This is a genomic window from Ruminococcus flavefaciens, from assembly GCF_900116855.1.
Lineage (GTDB): Bacteria > Bacillota > Clostridia > Oscillospirales > Ruminococcaceae > Ruminococcus > Ruminococcus flavefaciens_R.
This window is the reverse complement of sequence record NZ_UETD01000007.1, coordinates 90,543-108,450: the sequence shown is the minus strand read 5'-3', so window position 1 is coordinate 108,450 and position 17,908 is coordinate 90,543. Positions and strand designations below refer to the sequence as shown.

Sequence of the window (17,908 nt, the reverse complement as noted above, 5' to 3'; positions counted from 1 at the left end):
CTTACTCTATATTCTGGATCTGCTCGCGGATCTTCTCGATCTCAGCCTTCATATCAACGACTACCTTGGTGATATTAAGGTCCTGAGCCTTTGAACCGATGGTATTGACCTCACGGTTCATTTCCTGCACGATGAAGTCCAGCTTTCTTCCCACTGCCTCGTCGCCCGAGATCATTGACTCCAGCTGAGCGATATGGCTCCTGAGACGGACGGTCTCCTCGTCAACAGCGATCTTCTCGGCGAAAACAGCAGCCTCGGTAAGAACTCTCTGGTCGTCAATATCCTTGCCCTCAAGGACCTCGCTGAGCTTCTTGTAGAGCCTGTTCCTGTAGTTTTCCACGGTAAGGGGAGAAAGCTCCTCCACCTTGCCCACCATAGCGAGGATACCCTCAGCCTTTTCGGTGATGTCATTTTTCAGGCGCTCGCCCTCCACCTGACGCATTTCAACGAAGCGCTGTATAGCCTCGGAAGCCACCTTTGAGACGTCCTCCCAGACCTGTTCCTCGTCGTCGGGTGTTTTCTGTATATTGAAGATATCAGGAAGCTTCATGAGCTTTGAGAGGGTGATGTCGTCCTCCACGCCGAGCTCATCGGCAATGCTTCTGAGAGCGTTCACATAGCCCTCTGCCGCACCCTTGTTGATGGCGATCTCGGTATCCTTTCCCTCGATATTGTTTATGGTGACGGATACCTCCACCTTGCCTCGGGATATCCCGTTTTTCAGCAGAGCCTTCAGCTTTTCGTCGATGTAGCTGTAGGTTCTTGGGACTCTTGAGGAATACTCGTAATATCTATGATTGACGGAGCGGATCTCCACAAGGATATCGCGTCCGTTAAGTATCTGCTGCGCTCTTCCGTAGCCTGTCATACTTCTAAGCACCTTATCGCCCGCTTTCTGAATGATATTTTTACGCATAACTATGCTATTATATTATTATAACATCATTCTGCCTAAAATGCAAGCTTTTTTCGGAAAATAATGGGGACTTTCCATGCATTGGTCCTACCGCTTTATGCACCTGTCCCCAGCTTAAATTAAAGCTTAAACAGCATTATTTTAAGTTGAGCCGCCGAGTGCTCCGTGACTGCCGCTCATCTTCCTGTTTTATGGCGGATACAGCAGTTTTTATAATAAACTCGCAGTAAATTAATCCTGCTTCATTTAACCCGTTGTATTGACACATCGCACAAGCCGCACTCCGCGATATTGTAGAATTTCCCGAATTATTTGCAGTTTGTCCCATTTGCTATTACAAGTATTGACTTTTCGTGCTTTGTATTGTATCATTTAAGCAGCAGCAGGGTTTAAGTCCGAGGCTGCAAGGGATATTGATTTGGAGACTTCCTGCACTGAGTCGCCAGCAACATTCTTAGAATAGGAGGAATAATATGCGAGAAAAGAACAAATTCATCAAACGCGTGGTGAGCCTTTCCGCGGCAGCATTATGTATGCTGGCTTCGCTGAAGGCTGCACCGACCACACAGCTCACAGCCGATGCCGCCGACTATATGACAGCATTCGAGATAACCGAGAACATGAAGATAGGCTGGAATCTCGGCAACACTCTCGACTCACACGGCGGATTTGCCACAGGTCTGGCAACCGAGACCAGCTGGGGCAACCCGAAGACCACAAAAGCAATGATAGACGCCGTAAAGGCAAAGGGCTTCAACACTGTACGAATCCCCACAACATGGTACAATCACCTTGACGGCGACAATAATGTGGATCCTCAGTGGATGGCAAGGGTCAAGGAGGTAGTGGACTACGGTATCAGCAACGATATGTACGTTATCCTCAACCTCCACCACGAGGACTGGATCGACCGCGGCGATCTTGGGACTGCCTACGACCAGATGAAGCCCCGCTTCATAAAGCTCTGGACGCAGATCGCCGACACCTTCAAGGACTACGATCAGCACCTCATCTTCGAGGCGATGAACGAGCCCCGTGCAAAGGGCACTTCCCACGAGTGGTGGGGACCTCAGCAGAACGAGGTGGACACAATAAACAAACTGGACGCGGATTTCGTGCAGCTCATAAGAAGCTCCTCATCGGAAAACAACAAGAATCGTCTCCTCATGGTGCCGGGCTACTGCGCTTCCGCAGACTCCACCATTTACACGAGGATAAACGTTCCCAACGATGAACTTGTGGCAGTTTCCATACACGCCTATGTCCCCTACGACTTCACCATGAACACCGCCGTAGGCGACCACAGCACATTTACAGACCAGTACAAAAGCAGCCTGCTGGGCACTCTCAACGGACTCAAGAGCACTTTCATCGACAGAGGAGTTCCCGTTGTCATCGGCGAGATGGGCACCTCAAACTTCAATAACACCGAAGCCCGTGTACAGTGGACAGACACATACATCACCAGAGCAAAGGAGATCGGTATCCCCTGCGTGCTCTGGGACAACAACGTAGTAAGCTCATCACAGTCCGCAGGCGAATGCCACGGCTATCTGGACAGAAGCTCCTGCACATGGTACTCTGTTTCAGAGCCTGTTGTAAATAAGATGATGGAGGTCATCAACAACGATTCCATTCTCTGGGCAGGCAAGCCAAAGACCACAACGACTTCCACGACCTCAACTTCCACAACATCGACTTCCACAACGTCAACTACTACGACCGCAGCAGTGACAACAGTCACCACCACCGTAACACAGCAGACAGTAACTCCCCTGCCCACAGGCTCGGGAATGATGGTCTCGGGACAGCAGATACTTGACGCTAACGGCAATCCCTTTGTAATGAGGGGAATAAACGTAGCTCATGCGTGGTACAAGAACAATACGGAGCAGTCCATCAAGGCAGCTGCCGCAAAGGGAACCAACACCATCCGCGTAGTCTGTGCAGACGGCGCAAAATGGGACAAGACCTCGGCTACCGAACTTGAGCAGATAATCGGCTGGTGCCGTGAGAACAAGCAGATATGCATTCTCGAAGCCCACGACGCTACGGGAAGCGACAACATAGCCGACATCGTAAAGGCTGCTGAGTACTGGTGCGAGATGAAGGATATACTTAACAAAAACAAGGACGTGGTTATCCTCAACATCGCAAACGAGTGGTACGGTCAGTGGAACAGCGGCACATGGGCAGAGGGTGCCAAGTCCGCCATAAAGACAGCCCGTGACGGCGGTATCGAGAACATGATAATGATAGACAGCGCAGGCTGGGGACAGTATCCCAAGTCCATCGGCGAAAAGGGCGCAGAGGTATTCACTTCAGACCCGCTGAAAAATACTGTATTCTCCGCACATCTCTATGAGTATGCAGGGGGAAATGCTCAGCAGGTAAAGGAAAACCTTGACTCGGCGCTGAGCTGCGGAGCTCCCGTGATAGTCGGCGAATTCGGCTATAAGCACACCGACGGCGATGTAGACGAGGCAGCAATAATGAGCTACTGTGCCGAGAAGAACATGGGCTATCTTGCGTGGTCATGGAAGGGTAACAGCGGCGGCGTTGAGTATCTCGACCTCTCAAACGACTGGGACGGCAACAGCCTTACCGAGTGGGGACAGATATTCTTTGGCGAGATAGCAGGAAAGGCTTCCCCCGCCACCAATTACAGCGGCTCACAGCCTGTGGAAAAGCCTGTGTACGGCGACACAAACTGTGACGGAACAGTTGAGCTCGCAGACGCAATACTCATCATGCAGGCGCTTGCAAATCCCGACAAATACGGAACAAGCGGCTCAGACTCCAACCATCTCACCGAGAAGGGACGCACAAACGGCGACTGTGATACAAGCGTAAAGGGACTCACCTCCAACGATGCGCTGGCGATACAGCTTTTCCTTCTCCACAGCATCACCTCACTTCCGACATCACTGTAACAGAACACCACATCTCAATACAGAAATTTTGCCCCGAGCGTGTCAAAGCGCTCAGGGGCATTGTGTTTATTCGGGTAAATCATAATTTAGCGCATACGCGAAAAATTGGAAATGTAGGGGACGGCGTCCTCGACGTCCCACGAAATTTGTATTGTAGGGGGTGGATATCATCCGCCGTTAAGGGACGCCCTCACTTGCAGGGCGTCCCTCTTTCAAAAACAGTCCACCGGACTGTTTTTGAAATTCACCCTTGCGGAGCGCTTTGTTTTATTTCGCCGCCTTAAAAGCTGAAAGCGGCGACCAGAGGCGCTGCCTCTGGACTCTGCCAAAGGAACACAGTCCCTTTGGAATCCCTTACATAGGCTCGGCGTACTTATTGCGCTGTAAGCGATGTACAAATATCATTTTTGATATTATTAAGCGAGTTTACGAGCGACAACGTGGCAAGCGGTCGAGCTGGCTCAGCTCGAAATTATGATTTATGTTAACGGTTTTTAGCACAAAAAAGCTGCACGGACGAGCCGTGCAGCTTTGTTTTACTTAATATAGATTAAGCGTTAGGATTCAGAGTAGATCTGAGGTGGAGGAGGTACTCCTGGATGCGGAGAGCATCGTTAGAAGTAAGTCCCTTAACTGTTAAATCAACATCACCATTCAGCTTGCCCTGCTCAGTAATGTTATACTTGTTGGGGTTAGCAAGATACTGCATGATGAGGATAGCATCAGCCAGCTCAACTACACCGTCACAGTTTGTATCGCCCCATACGGGATCCTTAACAGGAGTTGTAGATGTGGTGGTAGTTGTAGTTGTAGTTGTAGTTGTTGATGTAGTTGTAGAAGTTGTTGTCACAACAGGTCCGGGTGTAACCTCAGGATAGAGGAGTGCCATAGTACCGTATGCCATGATAGCATCACCAGCGTGCCAGAATCTGTGGTACTGGAACTGGTAGTCCTTGATATTAACCTCGCCGTCACCGTTGTTATCAGTGCCTTCGCCGTCGTTGTACTTCTTAGCCTTCTGCCACTCAGGATCCTTCTCGTAGCTCTTACGGATGGATGAGAATGTAGCGCCGGGCTCGAGCTTAGAGCCGTCAGGCATTTCGCCCTTATAGTATGAAGGAATGTAAACCTTCTCATCGAATACTCTCTTGAGGCTGGGATTGCAATCAGTAAATGTGATACCGATCTCGTCACGTCCCTCGTTGTACTGAGCTGTAAGGAGTCTGTTTGCAAGATAGAGGCCCTTTTCAGCAACTGATGTGCCTTCCTCCTGAGCGAACTTAGGATCTACGCCCTTAGCAGCTGCGTAGTAGATAAGTGTATTACAGAGTGAGGATACGCATCCAACGTCTCCCTGACCATAACCGCCGATTTTGCAGTTGAGGTGCTGGTTAGCTGTTTCGCTGTATGTACCGCTCCATGAATCAGGATAGCAAGTCTTATAATCTGTATCGCTTTCGCCCCAGTCAAGAGTAGAAGGAATACAGTATGAGAACTCATTTCCGTCCTTATCAACATAATCAAAGTGAGTGTTCTCCTCGAACCACTTGATCCATCTCTCAAGGAGCTTATCAAGAGCTTCGTCGAGCTTGAGACCGCCATATGTCTGACCTGTTGCATCGCCATCCTTGGATACGATGTAGTACAGCTCAGCAAGACGCTGTGTTGACCATACCTGGTTACCGATCCAGTGGTTGGAACCGGGGTCAGCATATACAGGGTGATGAACGTAAGCCATTCCGTAGAATGTAGGATGACCTGAAGGATACTCCTCGTAACGTCCTCTCCAGCTGTTTGTACAACCACCTGCGAAGGGACCCTGCTGTGACTGGAGCCACTGATACATTTCAATCTGTCTCTTGAGAGACTCCTTATAGTCTGTGCTTGCGTCTGTACCCTTCATACCAGCGTTGATAGAGCTGTCGTAGAGAAGACCGTAAGCAGCAAGAGGATTCTGGTAGAACTGATGTGAATGTGAGCATCCGATCTGCCAAGCCCAGCTGTAGTCCTTGAGAGCTCCGCCCCAAGCTGTATACCAAGCCATGAGATAGTGCTTGGAATCCATACCTGCGGACTTGCTGGAAGAAGTTGTATCAGCTGCGATAGCCTTGTAGTACTTATCGAACATATCGTTACGGCACTGGTCACCCATCTTACCTGCGAGAGCAGAGATAGATGAATCGCCTGCGTTATATCTGTTTGCAAAGTAAACAGCCTGGATAGCACGGTCCTCAGCGTCAGGAGCGTTTGTGAATGAGTACTGAGCAGGAACAGCGTTAAGGCCATTGAAGATAGCCTTGATACCGTTACCGTTGTTCTCATTTTCGCTCTTCATACCCCACTTGAGTTCCTCAAGACAAGGAGCAGGAACAGTCTCGAAACAAGACTCCTGTTCGCCTCTCTGGAAGGTATTGATAAATGTGAACTTGCCTGCACCTTCTGTGCCCTTGCTGAATCCATACCAGTCATCAACGTCAGCCAGCCAGTTCATCAGGTAGTAACCCTTGTCACTGCCGTATGCTGACTTGAAGATGTCGAACATAGGATTGATAGCTTCCTTCTCACCTGTGAAAGGCTTAGCAGGATAGTCGCTGGGCTGATCGTGCTCAGCAGCAGGATCAGACTTGAGTCTGGGCTGTGTCCAGAGTGTCTCATACTTGATATCGCTTCTGTTAGCAGCCTTTGACCAACCGGGGATCATAGCCTCCATTGTGTTCCAAGCCTTAGCGAGATCGCCCTTGGAGCCGTTGATAACGCCCTTAGTAGCGAGAACATCGTGCATAGCAGCCATCCATACGATGTATGACATAGCCTCAGATGTTGTCTCGTGACCGTAGTCAGGAGCCTCAACGATGAATGTTTCTACTGAATGGTAAGGAATACCGAAGCCGCTTCCGTTTGTCTGGCTGCTGAGGTAACCGTTCTGAACACCGTTTGTGATTACATCATCATACAGTGATGAGAACATCTCAGCGTAAGAACCGTTTGACTTTGCTGCCTCAGCTGTAGGAGCTGCTGAAGCGATAGCAGGCATAACTGCTGTTGCGGACATTGCAGCTGCAAGAACGCCAGCTGCGAGAGCCTTATTCTTTTTGCTTATCATTTGTTTTTACCCCTCTCATAATAATATAGTGGTTAAAAAATGGATGATTTGCCTCCTCTATGGAGACGCATACGAAAATACTTCGTACACTGTGTGCATTTTCACGCAGACTGCACACAATTCTCAAACTATTTTCAAGATAATTATATTCCACATTTCAGTTTGTGTCAACAGTTTAGATTGTTTTCACATTTGCGCCAAGATATTTTTGGTGCAATGCACACATTGTCAAAATCTTTTTTGTACATTTTGTCCATCCGAAAAATCCAAGTAAATTCTAATTTATTAACGAAATATTAACCAGTTTCGTTTTAAAACAAAATTCTGAAACATTCATCACGCCCTCAATAATCTTTCACAAAACCCACACACTTTGGCTATAATATTTAGCTTGGCGCAGTTTTTCATTTTCAGTACGTTGTTTCGCCGCACTTTTTTGAATTAACATTCAGTTCATATTTTGTTCATCTTGTGTTAATGTTATTCTGCGATAATAAAGCAGTATGCTATGATGAGATAATAGCACCATGCTTTTAATGTTTATTTTAGATTTTTCGATCGGAAAGGAGCAGCTCATGATTACTATTGAAAATCTTACGAAGTATTACGGCAGCAACCGTGCCGTGAATCATATAAGCTTTACAATAAATGATAATGAGATACTCGGCTTTCTCGGACCCAACGGTGCGGGAAAATCGACAACCATGAACATGATCGCAGGATACCTGCCCATGTCAGACGGCAAGGTGACCATCTGCGGCGCCGACGTCACAAAAAATCCCATGAAGGCAAAGCGCAACATCGGATATCTCCCCGAGATACCCCCTGTTTACCCCGATATGAAGGTGCGCGAATACCTCTCATTCTGTGCGGGACTGAAAAAGGTTCCCGTGACCAAGAGAAAATCCGAGATCGAAAGGGTCATGAAGCTCCTGAAGATCAAGGACGTTGAGGGAAAGCTGATCCGCAACCTGTCCAAGGGCTATAAGCAGCGTGTGGGATTTGCACAGGCTCTCCTCGGAGACCCCAAGTTCCTCATACTTGACGAGCCCACCGTCGGACTCGACCCCAATCAGGTAGCAGAGGTCCGCGCACTCATCAAGAGCCTCAAGAAGGACCACTCCGTAATATTCAGCTCCCACATCCTCAGCGAGGTAAGCGCAGTCTGCGACCGCGTTGTCATTATTAATAAGGGAGACATACGCGCGATAGACACCATCGAGAATCTTGAAAATTCCTTCACCACCACCCTCATCCTCCACATCAAGGTCAAGGGCAGCAAGGCGAAGGCTCAGTCCATCATAGAGATGACCAAGGGCGTAAAGGAGATAACCGCCATAGACGCCGACGGCGAGGATGTATTCTCCTTCACCGTACAGCTCGAGGGCGACTCCGACGCAGTCAGGGACGCTGTTATGGCTGAGTGCCTGAAGAACGGCATCAGCATCATCGAGATATACACCGACAAGCCCAACCTCGAAAACGTATTCATCGAACTCATCAACCGCCCTGTAAAGAAATCGGGACTTCAGGAACTCCTTGATGAGACTCCCGATGAGTCAGAGAGCGCAGAGAGCGATGACGACGAGGACGACGAGACAGAAAAGGAGGAGGAATAATATGTTTCCTATTTATAAGAAGGAGCTGCAATCATTCTTCTACACTCCTTTCGCATACGCAATGGCAATGCTGTTCATGCTGCTGTTCTCGCTGAGCTTCTCAACGGGTATCGCAAAGCTTGACTCCTCAAACACATGGGCATTCTCCTTTACCGAGATGTTCTATTCGGTAATACTCTACTTCATATTCCTGCTGCCCATCCTCACCATGAGGACTTTTGCCGAGGAGCGCAAGAACGGCACTGAGGTGCTGCTCATGACATCCCCTGTCAGCACCGCTAAAATAGTTATCGCAAAGTTCCTTGCAAATATCACCGTATACCTCTTTATGCTTGCGGGAACCATCATATTCCCCATCATCACAGCCATGAAGGGCGAGGTAGTAGTGAGCCAGCTCATATGCGCCTACATCGGCATATTCTGCTGGGGCGCAATGTACATAGCACTGGGTATGCTCATCTCCTCCTTCACAGAGTCGCCGATCATCGCCGCTATCATCGGCGAAGTCATAATGTTCGCGCTCCTCTTCGTTGACGATATCGCCAACACAGCATTTATTTCCCAGTACCCCAAGCTGAGATCAGCTATCTACGCATTCGCTGCCCAGCCAAGATTTGCCTACTTCTCAGAGGGCTTCATCCGCCTCTCCGATCTGGTATTCTTTGCATCGGCAATAATCGTGCTTCTCATATGGACATACATCTCCATTGAGAAAAGACGCTGGAACAGGGGGTAAGCTGAAATGAAACAGAAGAAAAAACTCAACCTTTCAGGCACATTCGCCATCGTTCTGGCACTCCTTGTGCTCCTGATATTCATACCTATAAACCTCATCGTCAGCTACTTCGACAAGGGCTTCGACATGACCCCCTCCAAGAAGTACACTCTCGATGACAAGACGGTAGACCTCATAAACAGCAACTCCGACAAGACCATAGAGATTTACTTTCTCTACAAGCTGGAGGAGCTTACAAGGTCTGACGCCAACGAGCTCCTTCCTCTCTATCACACACTCACACAGCTCAAGGAGTTTGACAACATCAGCTTCAAGAGCTTCGACCCAAACGAGAACGCAGCTCTCACACAGTCCCTTGACCCCAACGGCACACTCTCTCCTCAGGAGGGCGATATCATCGTAAAGTGCAACGGCATCTCCAAGAAGGTCAGCCACAGCAAGATCTTCCAGGAGAACACCAAGGGCGTCCGTGAATACGCAGGCGAGCAGCTCATCGACTCCGCCATCGCTATCTGCGCCAGCGGACAGCTCCCCGGAATATACTTCCTGACAGGCCACGGCGAAGCTCCCATCGAGGATCACTATTCACTGTTCGTGACCAAGATGAAGGAGAACGATTACAGCGTCGATGAGCTTGACCTTGACAAGACAGGCGTTATCCCCGACAATGCCAACATCATCTACCTTGCAGGCCCTCAGCAGGACATCACCGACAAGGAGAAGGACCTCCTTTTTGAGTACATCGAAAACGGCGGAGCACTCTCCTTCCTCATCGACCCCTGCGACACAAAGGGACGCTTCTACAACATAGAGGCTGTAATGGAAAAATTCGGACTCATCCTCGATTATAACATCGTTACCGAGTCAAACTTCGACAATATGCTTCAGGACACTGACTCCAAGCAGAGCGAGTATTACTTCCGCGTGGAGTATCAGGCAGGAAGCCGCTACAATGACGAGTTCACACAGGACCTTACCTCCGATATCATCGATCAGGTAAACGCAGGCAACTTCATTGCAGGCATCGCCAATACCAGAAGCCTTACCGAGATACCCGACTTCGCAGGCGGCGAATACACCGAGATATCCTCACTTATAAAGAATATCTCCTCAAACGGCGAATATACCACCGTCAGCAAGGCAATGGGCGGTGACGATGTAACAGCACAGCAGGCAGACGAGATGCTGACTAATTACGCTCTCGACTTCGGCTACTACTCGTACAACAAGCACACAGGCGCAAAGATGTTCACACTTGGCACATCCGCTGTCATCGACGACAACTACGCCAACGCATATACCACAGGAACACAGATGCTCGCACTGTTCAGCAACACATGGCTCTACGACAGTGATGTTCAGTTCGATGTGGGCAACAAGTTCAATTCCTACGACAGCATGACCTTCAAGAGCGGCGAAGAAGCCACAAGAGTAATGGTAATAGTATACGTCATTCCTCTTGCCATCGCCGTTATCGGAATACTCGTATGGCTTAAAAGGAGACATTCCTGATGAAAAAAGCAATTATCGCCCTTATCGTTCTTATTCTTGCAGCAGGAGGCTCCGTAGGCGCCTTCTTGGCTGTAAAGAACGGCAAGGAAAAAGAAAAACAGCAGGCAAGCAAGGTGCTTGCCGAAAACGAGCTGTTCAGCTTTGATCCCTACTCCCCCACCAAGATAGTTTTCTCAAAGGGAGATGAGGTCTACGAAGTTGTAAAGCAGAACGACAAGTGGACTCTCACCAGCGGAGAATTCGCAATGGATCAGGATTACTGCCAGCTCATATGCACATATTTCTCGGACCTTACCGCCGAGACCAACTACGGAGAGATCACCGATGAAAAGCTGGAGATGTACGGCCTTACCGATCCCGACACCATCGAGGTCACCGAGCCGGGCGGAACCCACATTTTAAAGGTGGGCGACCCCAGCCCCATGGGCGACTACTACTACGTCACCGCAGACGGCAGAGACAAGGTCTACGCCATCAGCTACATGGAGGGAAGCGTTCTCAAGCTTGACAGGCTCCTGCTCAAGAACAAGGAGCTCCTCACCTACTCACTTTATGATATAAAGGAAGTCATAGTCAAAAAGGACGGCAAGACCACCCTCGACCTCTCATTCGATCCCGATACACAGGAATGGTCACTGCCCGATGAGTACTCCTCATTGAAGGTGGATCCTACAATGATAACCACAGTGCTCAATAACCTCGTCAGACTTGAGTCCGAGGAAATGCTCGACGAAAAGCTTGAGGACCTGAGCAAGTACGGCCACGACAAGCCCCACGGAGAGCTTATCGTAAAAGGCATCGACGGCACAGAGAGAAAGCTCTCTATCAGCTTCAACGACGAGAAGCCCGATTACTGTATGGTGCTCTTTGAGGACGGTCAGGTGGAGCTGTACTACAAGGCTGATCTGAGCATAGTGGACAAGACTCCCTATGACTTTATCGTGCAGAACACAATAGCAGCGGACTCGGCATCCACCAAGAAACTGCAGCTCAGCTACAACGGCAATGATGACACCTTTGAAATTGATATGGATAACCAGAAATGCAAAGTAAACGGCAAGGAAGTCGCCATCGATACCATGGACAACTACGTTGCCTTTGATAACTTCTTCAAGGCTGCATCCGTATACAATTTCGCAGGTCTCGATATCGAGGCAAAGCCCCAGCTGAAGGACCCCGTCATGACAGCAAGGTTCACAGATACCGACGGCAATACCGTAAAGATGGATCTGGTAACAAGAGATGACTCAACGCTCTACGTTTTCAAGGACGGCAAGTACATCGGCGCATATGTTAACGATACTATGCTGAAGGGCAGAACATCCCTCAGCGAATTCTATATCAAATTCAAGAAGATAGCAAACTTCTGATAAAAAGCAGCACCCTTATACGCTGCGCTGATATAGAAGCTTTATGCCATAGTATTTCTGATATTCAGTCAGAAGTACTATGGCATTTCTATTGACAGACCTTCAATACTGTGCTATAATTGCTACTAACAAAAATCAGAATTTAGCGCGTATGCGAAAAATTGGAAATGTAGGGGACGCCGCCCTCGGCGTCCCACGAAATGCATTACACGTCCAACGGGACGCCGAGGGCGGCGTCCCCTACACATATAAATTCTGATTTAGCTTAGTAACAATAAGTACTATGCCCCTGAGCTCTTTGAAATGCTCAGGGGCATAACTTCTATATGAGTACCCGCCATAGAGGTGCTGCTTTTTTATATTGATCCGCTCAACGGAAGGAGCTTTTACGGCGGCAGGCGATCTCCGCGTACTTGCGTTTAGTGGCGAGACCGCCGCGGATATGGCGTTCCTGCTTGTTTTTTTCGAGGACTTCCTTGACTCTGCGGAAGAGCTCGGGGTCCTCCCTGCGAAGTCTCTCGCTGACGTCTTTATGAACGGTGCTTTTTGATATCCCGAACTTTCGTGCAGTGCCACGGACCGTTTCGCCCGTTTCGGTAATATACCTGCCCAGCATGACAGCCCTTCCCTCAGGCTGATCCTTCAAATAAATCACCTCTTTCCCATGCATTTACTAATGTATATGCCGCAGGTCAAGGCAGTAAGAACAACATTTTTGCATATGGCAGTATCCCACATTTCAATAAATATCCGCATAAAAAAGAAAATTCCGCAGATAATACTGCGGAAGGAGCTGATAATATGAAAATAACACCGGAGCTTTACAGCGACATGACCAAGCAGGTCTCGCCCAAGTCAAACTACAAGGTGAACCTGACCTGTGCCTTTCTTGTGGGCGGAGCAATATGTGCTCTCGGACAGGTCATAATGGAGTTTATGGAAGCCTTCGGGCTTGACCGCACCGAATCGGGAACATGGACGTCCATAATCCTTGTGGGTCTCAGCGCCCTGTGTACGGGCTTTGGCTGGTATCAAAGGCTGGCAAAGCGTGCAGGCGCAGGCACACTTGTCCCCGTCACGGGCTTTTCCAACGCCATAAGCTCATGCGCCATAGAAGCGCGCTCGGAGGGACTCGTCCTCGGCGTGGGAGCCAAGATATTTACCATAGCAGGTCCCGTTATACTTTATGGCTGTTCAGCCGCGACCCTCTACGGACTGATCTACTATTTAGTGGTTAGTTTTTAGTGCTCAGTAGGGACGCCCATTGGGCGTCCGCATAGTAAATGCCGTACATTTACGCGCCGTAAGCGATGTACGGCTGACTCTCTTATTAATAGTAAGCGAGTTTACGAGCGTCAACGTGATCAGCAGTCGGCACTGCGGCGATACATAGCATACTATCTGCCGCATATTTACGCGCCGTAAGCGATGTACGGCTGACGTTACTATTAACAGTAAGCGAGTTTACGAGCGTCAGCGTGGTCAGCGGTCGAGTAGGCACTGCGGCGATACATAGCATAATATCCGCCGCACATTTATGCGCCGTAAGCGATGTACGGCTGACTCTCTTAATTTATAGTAAGCGAGTTTACGAGCGTCAACGTGGTCAGTGTGCAGCGTCACGCTGCAAAAAAATAAGCAGGGCAAAAGCCCTGCTTGTTAGATAAACAGATGAAAATAAATATGTGTAGAACAAAAGAAAGGAGACAACAAAACGAGTGTTAATAATTAAGAATTATTTAACACTACAGTTATTATACTGTATTTTCCCTTTCCCGTCAAGCAAATCCGCACACTTTTGTAAAATTGCACAACTTTGAGCAGAATTACTCTGGCATTTTTCATAACATTCTCGTAAAAAATACTGACAAGTGTATAATTTTACAAAAGGAGTCTTTAAAAAAGTCTGACAAGACCTCGCAATATAGGCAATCTGCCAAAAATTAGCCTGATAAATTTGTAACAAAGAAGCAAAAAAGGTGTTTACAAAAAATCAGATTTGTGGTATAATAATTCTCAGTAGTTATACATGGTTAACGCCCACCACGTTAAGCATTCCTATAACCCAACTTTTATATTTTTTCAGGAGGTATATTCCTATGGCAATCAAAAGAAAAATGAAAACAATGGACGGTAATAATGCCGCTGCATATGTTTCTTACGCCTTCACGGAAGTTGCCGGTATCTATCCGATCACACCTTCCAGCCCGATGGCAGACTATGTTGATCAGTGGTCAGCTCAGGGTGTCAAGAACATTTTCGGCACTACCGTTAAGGTTGAGGAGATGCAGTCAGAAGCCGGTGCAGCAGGTACTGTTCACGGTTCTCTGAACGCAGGTGCTCTCACCACAACCTATACTGCTTCTCAGGGTCTTCTCCTTATGATCCCGAATATGTACAAGATCGCCGGCGAGCTGCTTCCCTGCGTGTTCCACGTTTCTGCACGCTGCGTAGCTTCTCACGCACTTAACATCTTCGGCGACCACTCTGACGTTTATGCTTGCCGTCAGACAGGTTTTGCAATGCTCGCTGAGACAAATCCTCAGGAAGTTATGGACCTTGCTGCTGTTGCTCATCTGGCTTCCATCAAGAGCCGCGTTCCTTTCATCAACTTCTTCGATGGTTTCCGTACATCACACGAGATCCAGAAGATCGCGATCTGGGATTACGAGGACCTCAAGGAAATGTGCGATATGGACGCTGTAAAGGCATTCCGTGACCGTGCTCTCAATCCTGAGAATCCTACAATGCGCGGTTCTCACGAGAACGGAGATATCTTCTTCCAGCACCGTGAGGCTTGCAACTCCTACTACAACGCTGTTCCCGGAATCGTTGAGGAGTACATGGACAAGGTAAATGCAAAGCTTGGCACTGACTATAAGCTCTTCAACTACTACGGAGCTCCCGATGCAGAGCGCGTTATCGTTGCTATGGGTTCTATCTGCGATGTTGCTGAGGAAGTTATCGACTACCTGAACAAGAAGGGTGAGAAGGTCGGTATCGTTAAGGTTCGCCTGTTCCGTCCTTTCTCTGCTGAGAAGCTGGTTGAGGCTATTCCTGCAACAGCAAAGACAATCGCTGTACTCGACAGAACCAAGGAGCCCGGCTCTCTCGGTGAGCCTCTCTACCTCGATGTAGTTGCTGCTCTTAATACTACAGGCAGAACAGGTATCAAGGTCATCGGCGGCCGTTACGGTCTCGGTTCCAAGGATACTCCTCCTGCATCTGTATTTGCTGTATATGCAGAGCTCGCTAAGGCTGATCCCAAGCCTCAGTTCACACTCGGTATCGTGGATGATGTTACAAACCTCTCACTGGCTGAGGAAGATGCTCCCAACACAGCAGCAGAAGGCACGATCGAGTGCAAGTTCTGGGGCCTCGGCGGCGACGGTACAGTTGGTGCTAACAAGGACTCCATCAAGATCATCGGCGACCACACTGACAAGTACGTTCAGGCTTACTTCCAGTATGACTCAAAGAAGACAGGCGGTATCACTATCTCACATCTGCGTTTCGGTGATAAGCCCATCAAGAGCCCTTACTACATAAACAAGGCTGACTTCGTTGCCTGTCACAATCCTTCATACATCCTCAAGGGCTACAAGATGGTAAACGATGTAAAGCCCGGCGGTGTATTCCTTATCAACTGCCAGTGGAAGCCCGAGGAGCTCGATCAGCACCTCTCAGCTGATACAAAGCAGTACATCGCAAAGAACAACATCCAGCTCTATCTGGTTAACGCTATAGACCTTGCACAGGAGATCGGTCTTGGCAAGCGTACAAACACAATTCTCCAGTCTGCATTCTTCTCACTTTCAAAGGTTCTTCCCGAGGCTGAGGCTATCAGCTACATGAAGGAAAAGGCTCAGAAGTTCATGAAGAAGGGTATCGAGATCGTTCAGATGAACGAGAAGGCTATCGACGCAGGCGCAAACGCTTATGTCAAGGTAGACGTTCCTGCTGAGTGGGCAAATGCTGTTGATAATTCAGCACCTGCTAAGCTCGAGGGCCCGGAGAAGCTCGTCAAGATGGTTGAAGGCATCATGAACCCTGTTGGCAAGATGCTCGGTGATACTCTCCCTGTATCTGCATTCTCAGATCACGTTGACGGTACATTCGAGCAGGGTGCTTCCGCATACGAAAAGCGCGGAGTTGCTGTTATGGTTCCCGAGTGGAATCAGGACACCTGTGCAAAGTGTAACAAGTGTTCATTTGTCTGCCCTCACGCAACTATCCGTCCCTTCGCTCTGACAGAGGCTGAGGTCGCAGCTGCTCCCGAGAACATCAAGATCGCTCCCAAGCCTATCGTAAAGAGCGATTACAAGTACACTCTCGCTGTTTCCGCTATGGACTGCATGGGCTGCGGCGTATGTATCGGTGTCTGCCCCACAAAGTCACTCAAGATGGTTCCCAGAGAGTCACAGGAGCCTCAGCAGGCAGTATTCGATTACTGTGTTGCTAAGGTAACAGAGAAGGCAGATGTAGCAACTGATGCAAATGTTATCTCCAGCCAGTACAAGAAGCCTCTCCTTGAATTCTCCGGTTCATGCGCAGGCTGTGCTGAGACTTCATATGCAAGACTCATCACTCAGCTCTTCGGTTCAAGAATGTACATCTCCAACGCAACAGGATGTTCTTCTATCTGGGGCGGTCCTGCTGCTACATCACCTTACACTGTTGATGCAAACGGCCACGGTCCTGCATGGGCTAACTCACTGTTCGAGGACAATGCTGAGCACGGTCTCGGTATGTATCTCGGTCAGAAGGCTATCCGTGAGAGACTCATTGAGGAAGTAAAGGAAGTTGCTGCAAACGACAAGGCATCCGCAGAGCTCAAGGCAGCTGCTGATGAATACCTCGCAACAGTTAACGACGGTGCTAAGAATACAGCTGCAACAGCTGCACTCGTTGCTGAGCTCGAGAAGTGCTCTGACAAGTGCGATACTTGTGCAGATATCCTTGAGAACAAGAACTACCTCTCCAAGAAGTCCGTATGGATCTTCGGCGGCGACGGCTGGGCTTATGATATCGGATTCGGCGGTCTTGACCACGTTCTCGCAACAGGCGAAGATGTAAACATCATGGTATTCGATACCGAGGTTTACTCCAACACAGGCGGACAGGCTTCCAAGTCCTCCAACATCGGTCAGGTTGCACAGTTCGCAGCAGCTGGTAAGGCAATCGCTAAGAAGCGCCTTGCTGATATCGCTATGAGCTACGGCTACATCTATGTTGCACAGATCGCTATGGGTGCTGACATGAACCAGACACTCAAGGCAATCAAGGAAGCTGAGGCTTATCCGGGTCCCTCACTCATCATCGGCTATGCACCTTGTGAGATGCACTCTATCAAGGGCGGTATGACTAACTGTCAGGCTGAGATGGAGAAGGCTGTTAAGTGCGGCTACTGGAACAACTTCCGTTATGATCCTCGTCTTGCTGCTGAGGGCAAGAATCCCTTCCAGCTCGACTCCAAGGCTCCCACAGAGTCTTATCAGGACTTCATCATGAACGAGGCTCGTTACAGCGCACTCACACGTTCATTCCCCGAGCGTGCTAAGGAGCTGTTCGCGAAGGCAGAGAAGACAGCAGCTAATCGTTACGAGTACCTCACAAAGCTCGCTGAGAAGTAAGCAGCGTGAGCTGAACACGTTGACGCCCGCAGGCTCGCTCACTCTCTGCAAAACGGATAGTCTGCCATCGCTTACGGCAGTTTAAC

11 protein-coding genes are annotated in these 17,908 nt (G+C 49.0%); 7 read left to right on the top strand and 4 right to left on the bottom strand.

Translation table 11 applies throughout. The features are described 5' to 3' along the window. Position 1: 1 nt before the first annotated feature. Positions 2–880, bottom strand: a complete 879-nt coding sequence (locus tag DSZ37_RS08515) for a YicC/YloC family endoribonuclease (RefSeq protein ID WP_109726604.1) — start codon at positions 878–880, stop codon at positions 2–4. Positions 881–1,389: 509 nt separating this feature from the next. On the opposite strand from DSZ37_RS08515, the gene DSZ37_RS17980 reads away from it, so the two are divergent. Continuing rightward, positions 1,390–3,849 (top strand): cellulase family glycosylhydrolase, encoded by a 2,460-nt coding sequence (locus tag DSZ37_RS17980; RefSeq protein WP_242978598.1) that lies wholly within the window; start codon positions 1,390–1,392, stop codon positions 3,847–3,849. 550 nt (positions 3,850–4,399) lie between these two features. Here DSZ37_RS17980 and DSZ37_RS08505 read toward each other — a convergent pair. After that, complete coding sequence (locus tag DSZ37_RS08505) at positions 4,400–6,952, bottom strand: glycoside hydrolase family 48 protein (protein WP_109726483.1); 2,553 nt, start codon at positions 6,950–6,952, stop codon at positions 4,400–4,402. A 575-nt stretch (positions 6,953–7,527) separates the two neighbouring features. Between DSZ37_RS08505 and DSZ37_RS08500 the strand changes: the two genes are divergently transcribed. From DSZ37_RS08500 to DSZ37_RS08485, 4 genes are read left to right on the top strand one after another with little or no spacing between them, the layout of a single operon-like run. Further along, positions 7,528–8,571 carry an ABC transporter ATP-binding protein gene (locus tag DSZ37_RS08500; RefSeq protein ID WP_109726482.1) on the top strand — a complete coding sequence of 348 codons (1,044 nt, stop codon included), beginning with the start codon at positions 7,528–7,530 and terminating at the stop codon, positions 8,569–8,571. A 1-nt stretch (position 8,572) separates the two neighbouring features. Beyond that, on the top strand, positions 8,573–9,307 hold the full coding sequence (locus tag DSZ37_RS08495; RefSeq protein WP_109726481.1) for an ABC transporter permease: 735 nt from the start codon (positions 8,573–8,575) through the stop codon (positions 9,305–9,307). 6 nt (positions 9,308–9,313) lie between these two features. Further along, positions 9,314–10,819, top strand: coding sequence for a Gldg family protein (locus tag DSZ37_RS08490; RefSeq protein WP_109726480.1), 1,506 nt, complete (start codon positions 9,314–9,316; stop codon positions 10,817–10,819). After that, a complete protein-coding gene (locus DSZ37_RS08485; RefSeq protein ID WP_109726479.1) occupies positions 10,819–12,189 on the top strand; it encodes a DUF4340 domain-containing protein in 1,371 nt (456 codons plus the stop codon). The genes DSZ37_RS08490 and DSZ37_RS08485 overlap by 1 nt, the downstream gene beginning before the upstream one ends. 370 nt (positions 12,190–12,559) lie before the next feature. Here DSZ37_RS08485 and DSZ37_RS08480 read toward each other — a convergent pair whose 3' ends face one another. Beyond that, a complete protein-coding gene (locus DSZ37_RS08480; RefSeq protein ID WP_109726478.1) occupies positions 12,560–12,835 on the bottom strand; it encodes a sporulation transcriptional regulator SpoIIID in 276 nt (91 codons plus the stop codon). 155 nt (positions 12,836–12,990) lie between these two features. On the opposite strand from DSZ37_RS08480, the gene DSZ37_RS08475 reads away from it, so the two are divergent. Then, complete coding sequence (locus tag DSZ37_RS08475) at positions 12,991–13,434, top strand: SpoVA/SpoVAEb family sporulation membrane protein (RefSeq protein WP_109726477.1); 444 nt, start codon at positions 12,991–12,993, stop codon at positions 13,432–13,434. 85 nt (positions 13,435–13,519) lie between these two features. Here the strand turns inward: DSZ37_RS08475 and DSZ37_RS17490 are convergent, their stop codons facing one another. Next, positions 13,520–13,708, bottom strand: coding sequence for a hypothetical protein (locus DSZ37_RS17490; protein ID WP_146198171.1), 189 nt, complete (start codon positions 13,706–13,708; stop codon positions 13,520–13,522). Positions 13,709–14,294: 586 nt separating this feature from the next. Between DSZ37_RS17490 and nifJ the strand changes: the two genes are divergently transcribed. Further along, on the top strand, positions 14,295–17,822 hold the full coding sequence (gene nifJ, locus DSZ37_RS08470) for a pyruvate:ferredoxin (flavodoxin) oxidoreductase (RefSeq protein ID WP_109726602.1): 3,528 nt from the start codon (positions 14,295–14,297) through the stop codon (positions 17,820–17,822). Positions 17,823–17,908 lie beyond the last annotated feature (86 nt).

Bases quoted from the DNA above. Each gene is read 5' to 3' on its own strand.
- DSZ37_RS17980 (WP_242978598.1), top strand. From the start codon at position 1,390: ATGCGAGAAAAGAACAAATTCATCAAACGCGTGGTGAGCCTTTCCGCG.
- DSZ37_RS08505 (WP_109726483.1), bottom strand. From the start codon at position 6,952: ATGATAAGCAAAAAGAATAAGGCTCTCGCAGCTGGCGTTCTTGCAGCT.
- DSZ37_RS08500 (WP_109726482.1), top strand. From the start codon at position 7,528: ATGATTACTATTGAAAATCTTACGAAGTATTACGGCAGCAACCGTGCC.
- DSZ37_RS08495 (WP_109726481.1), top strand. From the start codon at position 8,573: ATGTTTCCTATTTATAAGAAGGAGCTGCAATCATTCTTCTACACTCCT.
- DSZ37_RS08490 (WP_109726480.1), top strand. From the start codon at position 9,314: ATGAAACAGAAGAAAAAACTCAACCTTTCAGGCACATTCGCCATCGTT.
- DSZ37_RS08485 (WP_109726479.1), top strand. From the start codon at position 10,819: ATGAAAAAAGCAATTATCGCCCTTATCGTTCTTATTCTTGCAGCAGGA.
- DSZ37_RS08475 (WP_109726477.1), top strand. From the start codon at position 12,991: ATGAAAATAACACCGGAGCTTTACAGCGACATGACCAAGCAGGTCTCG.
- DSZ37_RS17490 (WP_146198171.1), bottom strand. From the start codon at position 13,708: ATGCTATGTATCGCCGCAGTGCCTACTCGACCGCTGACCACGCTGACG.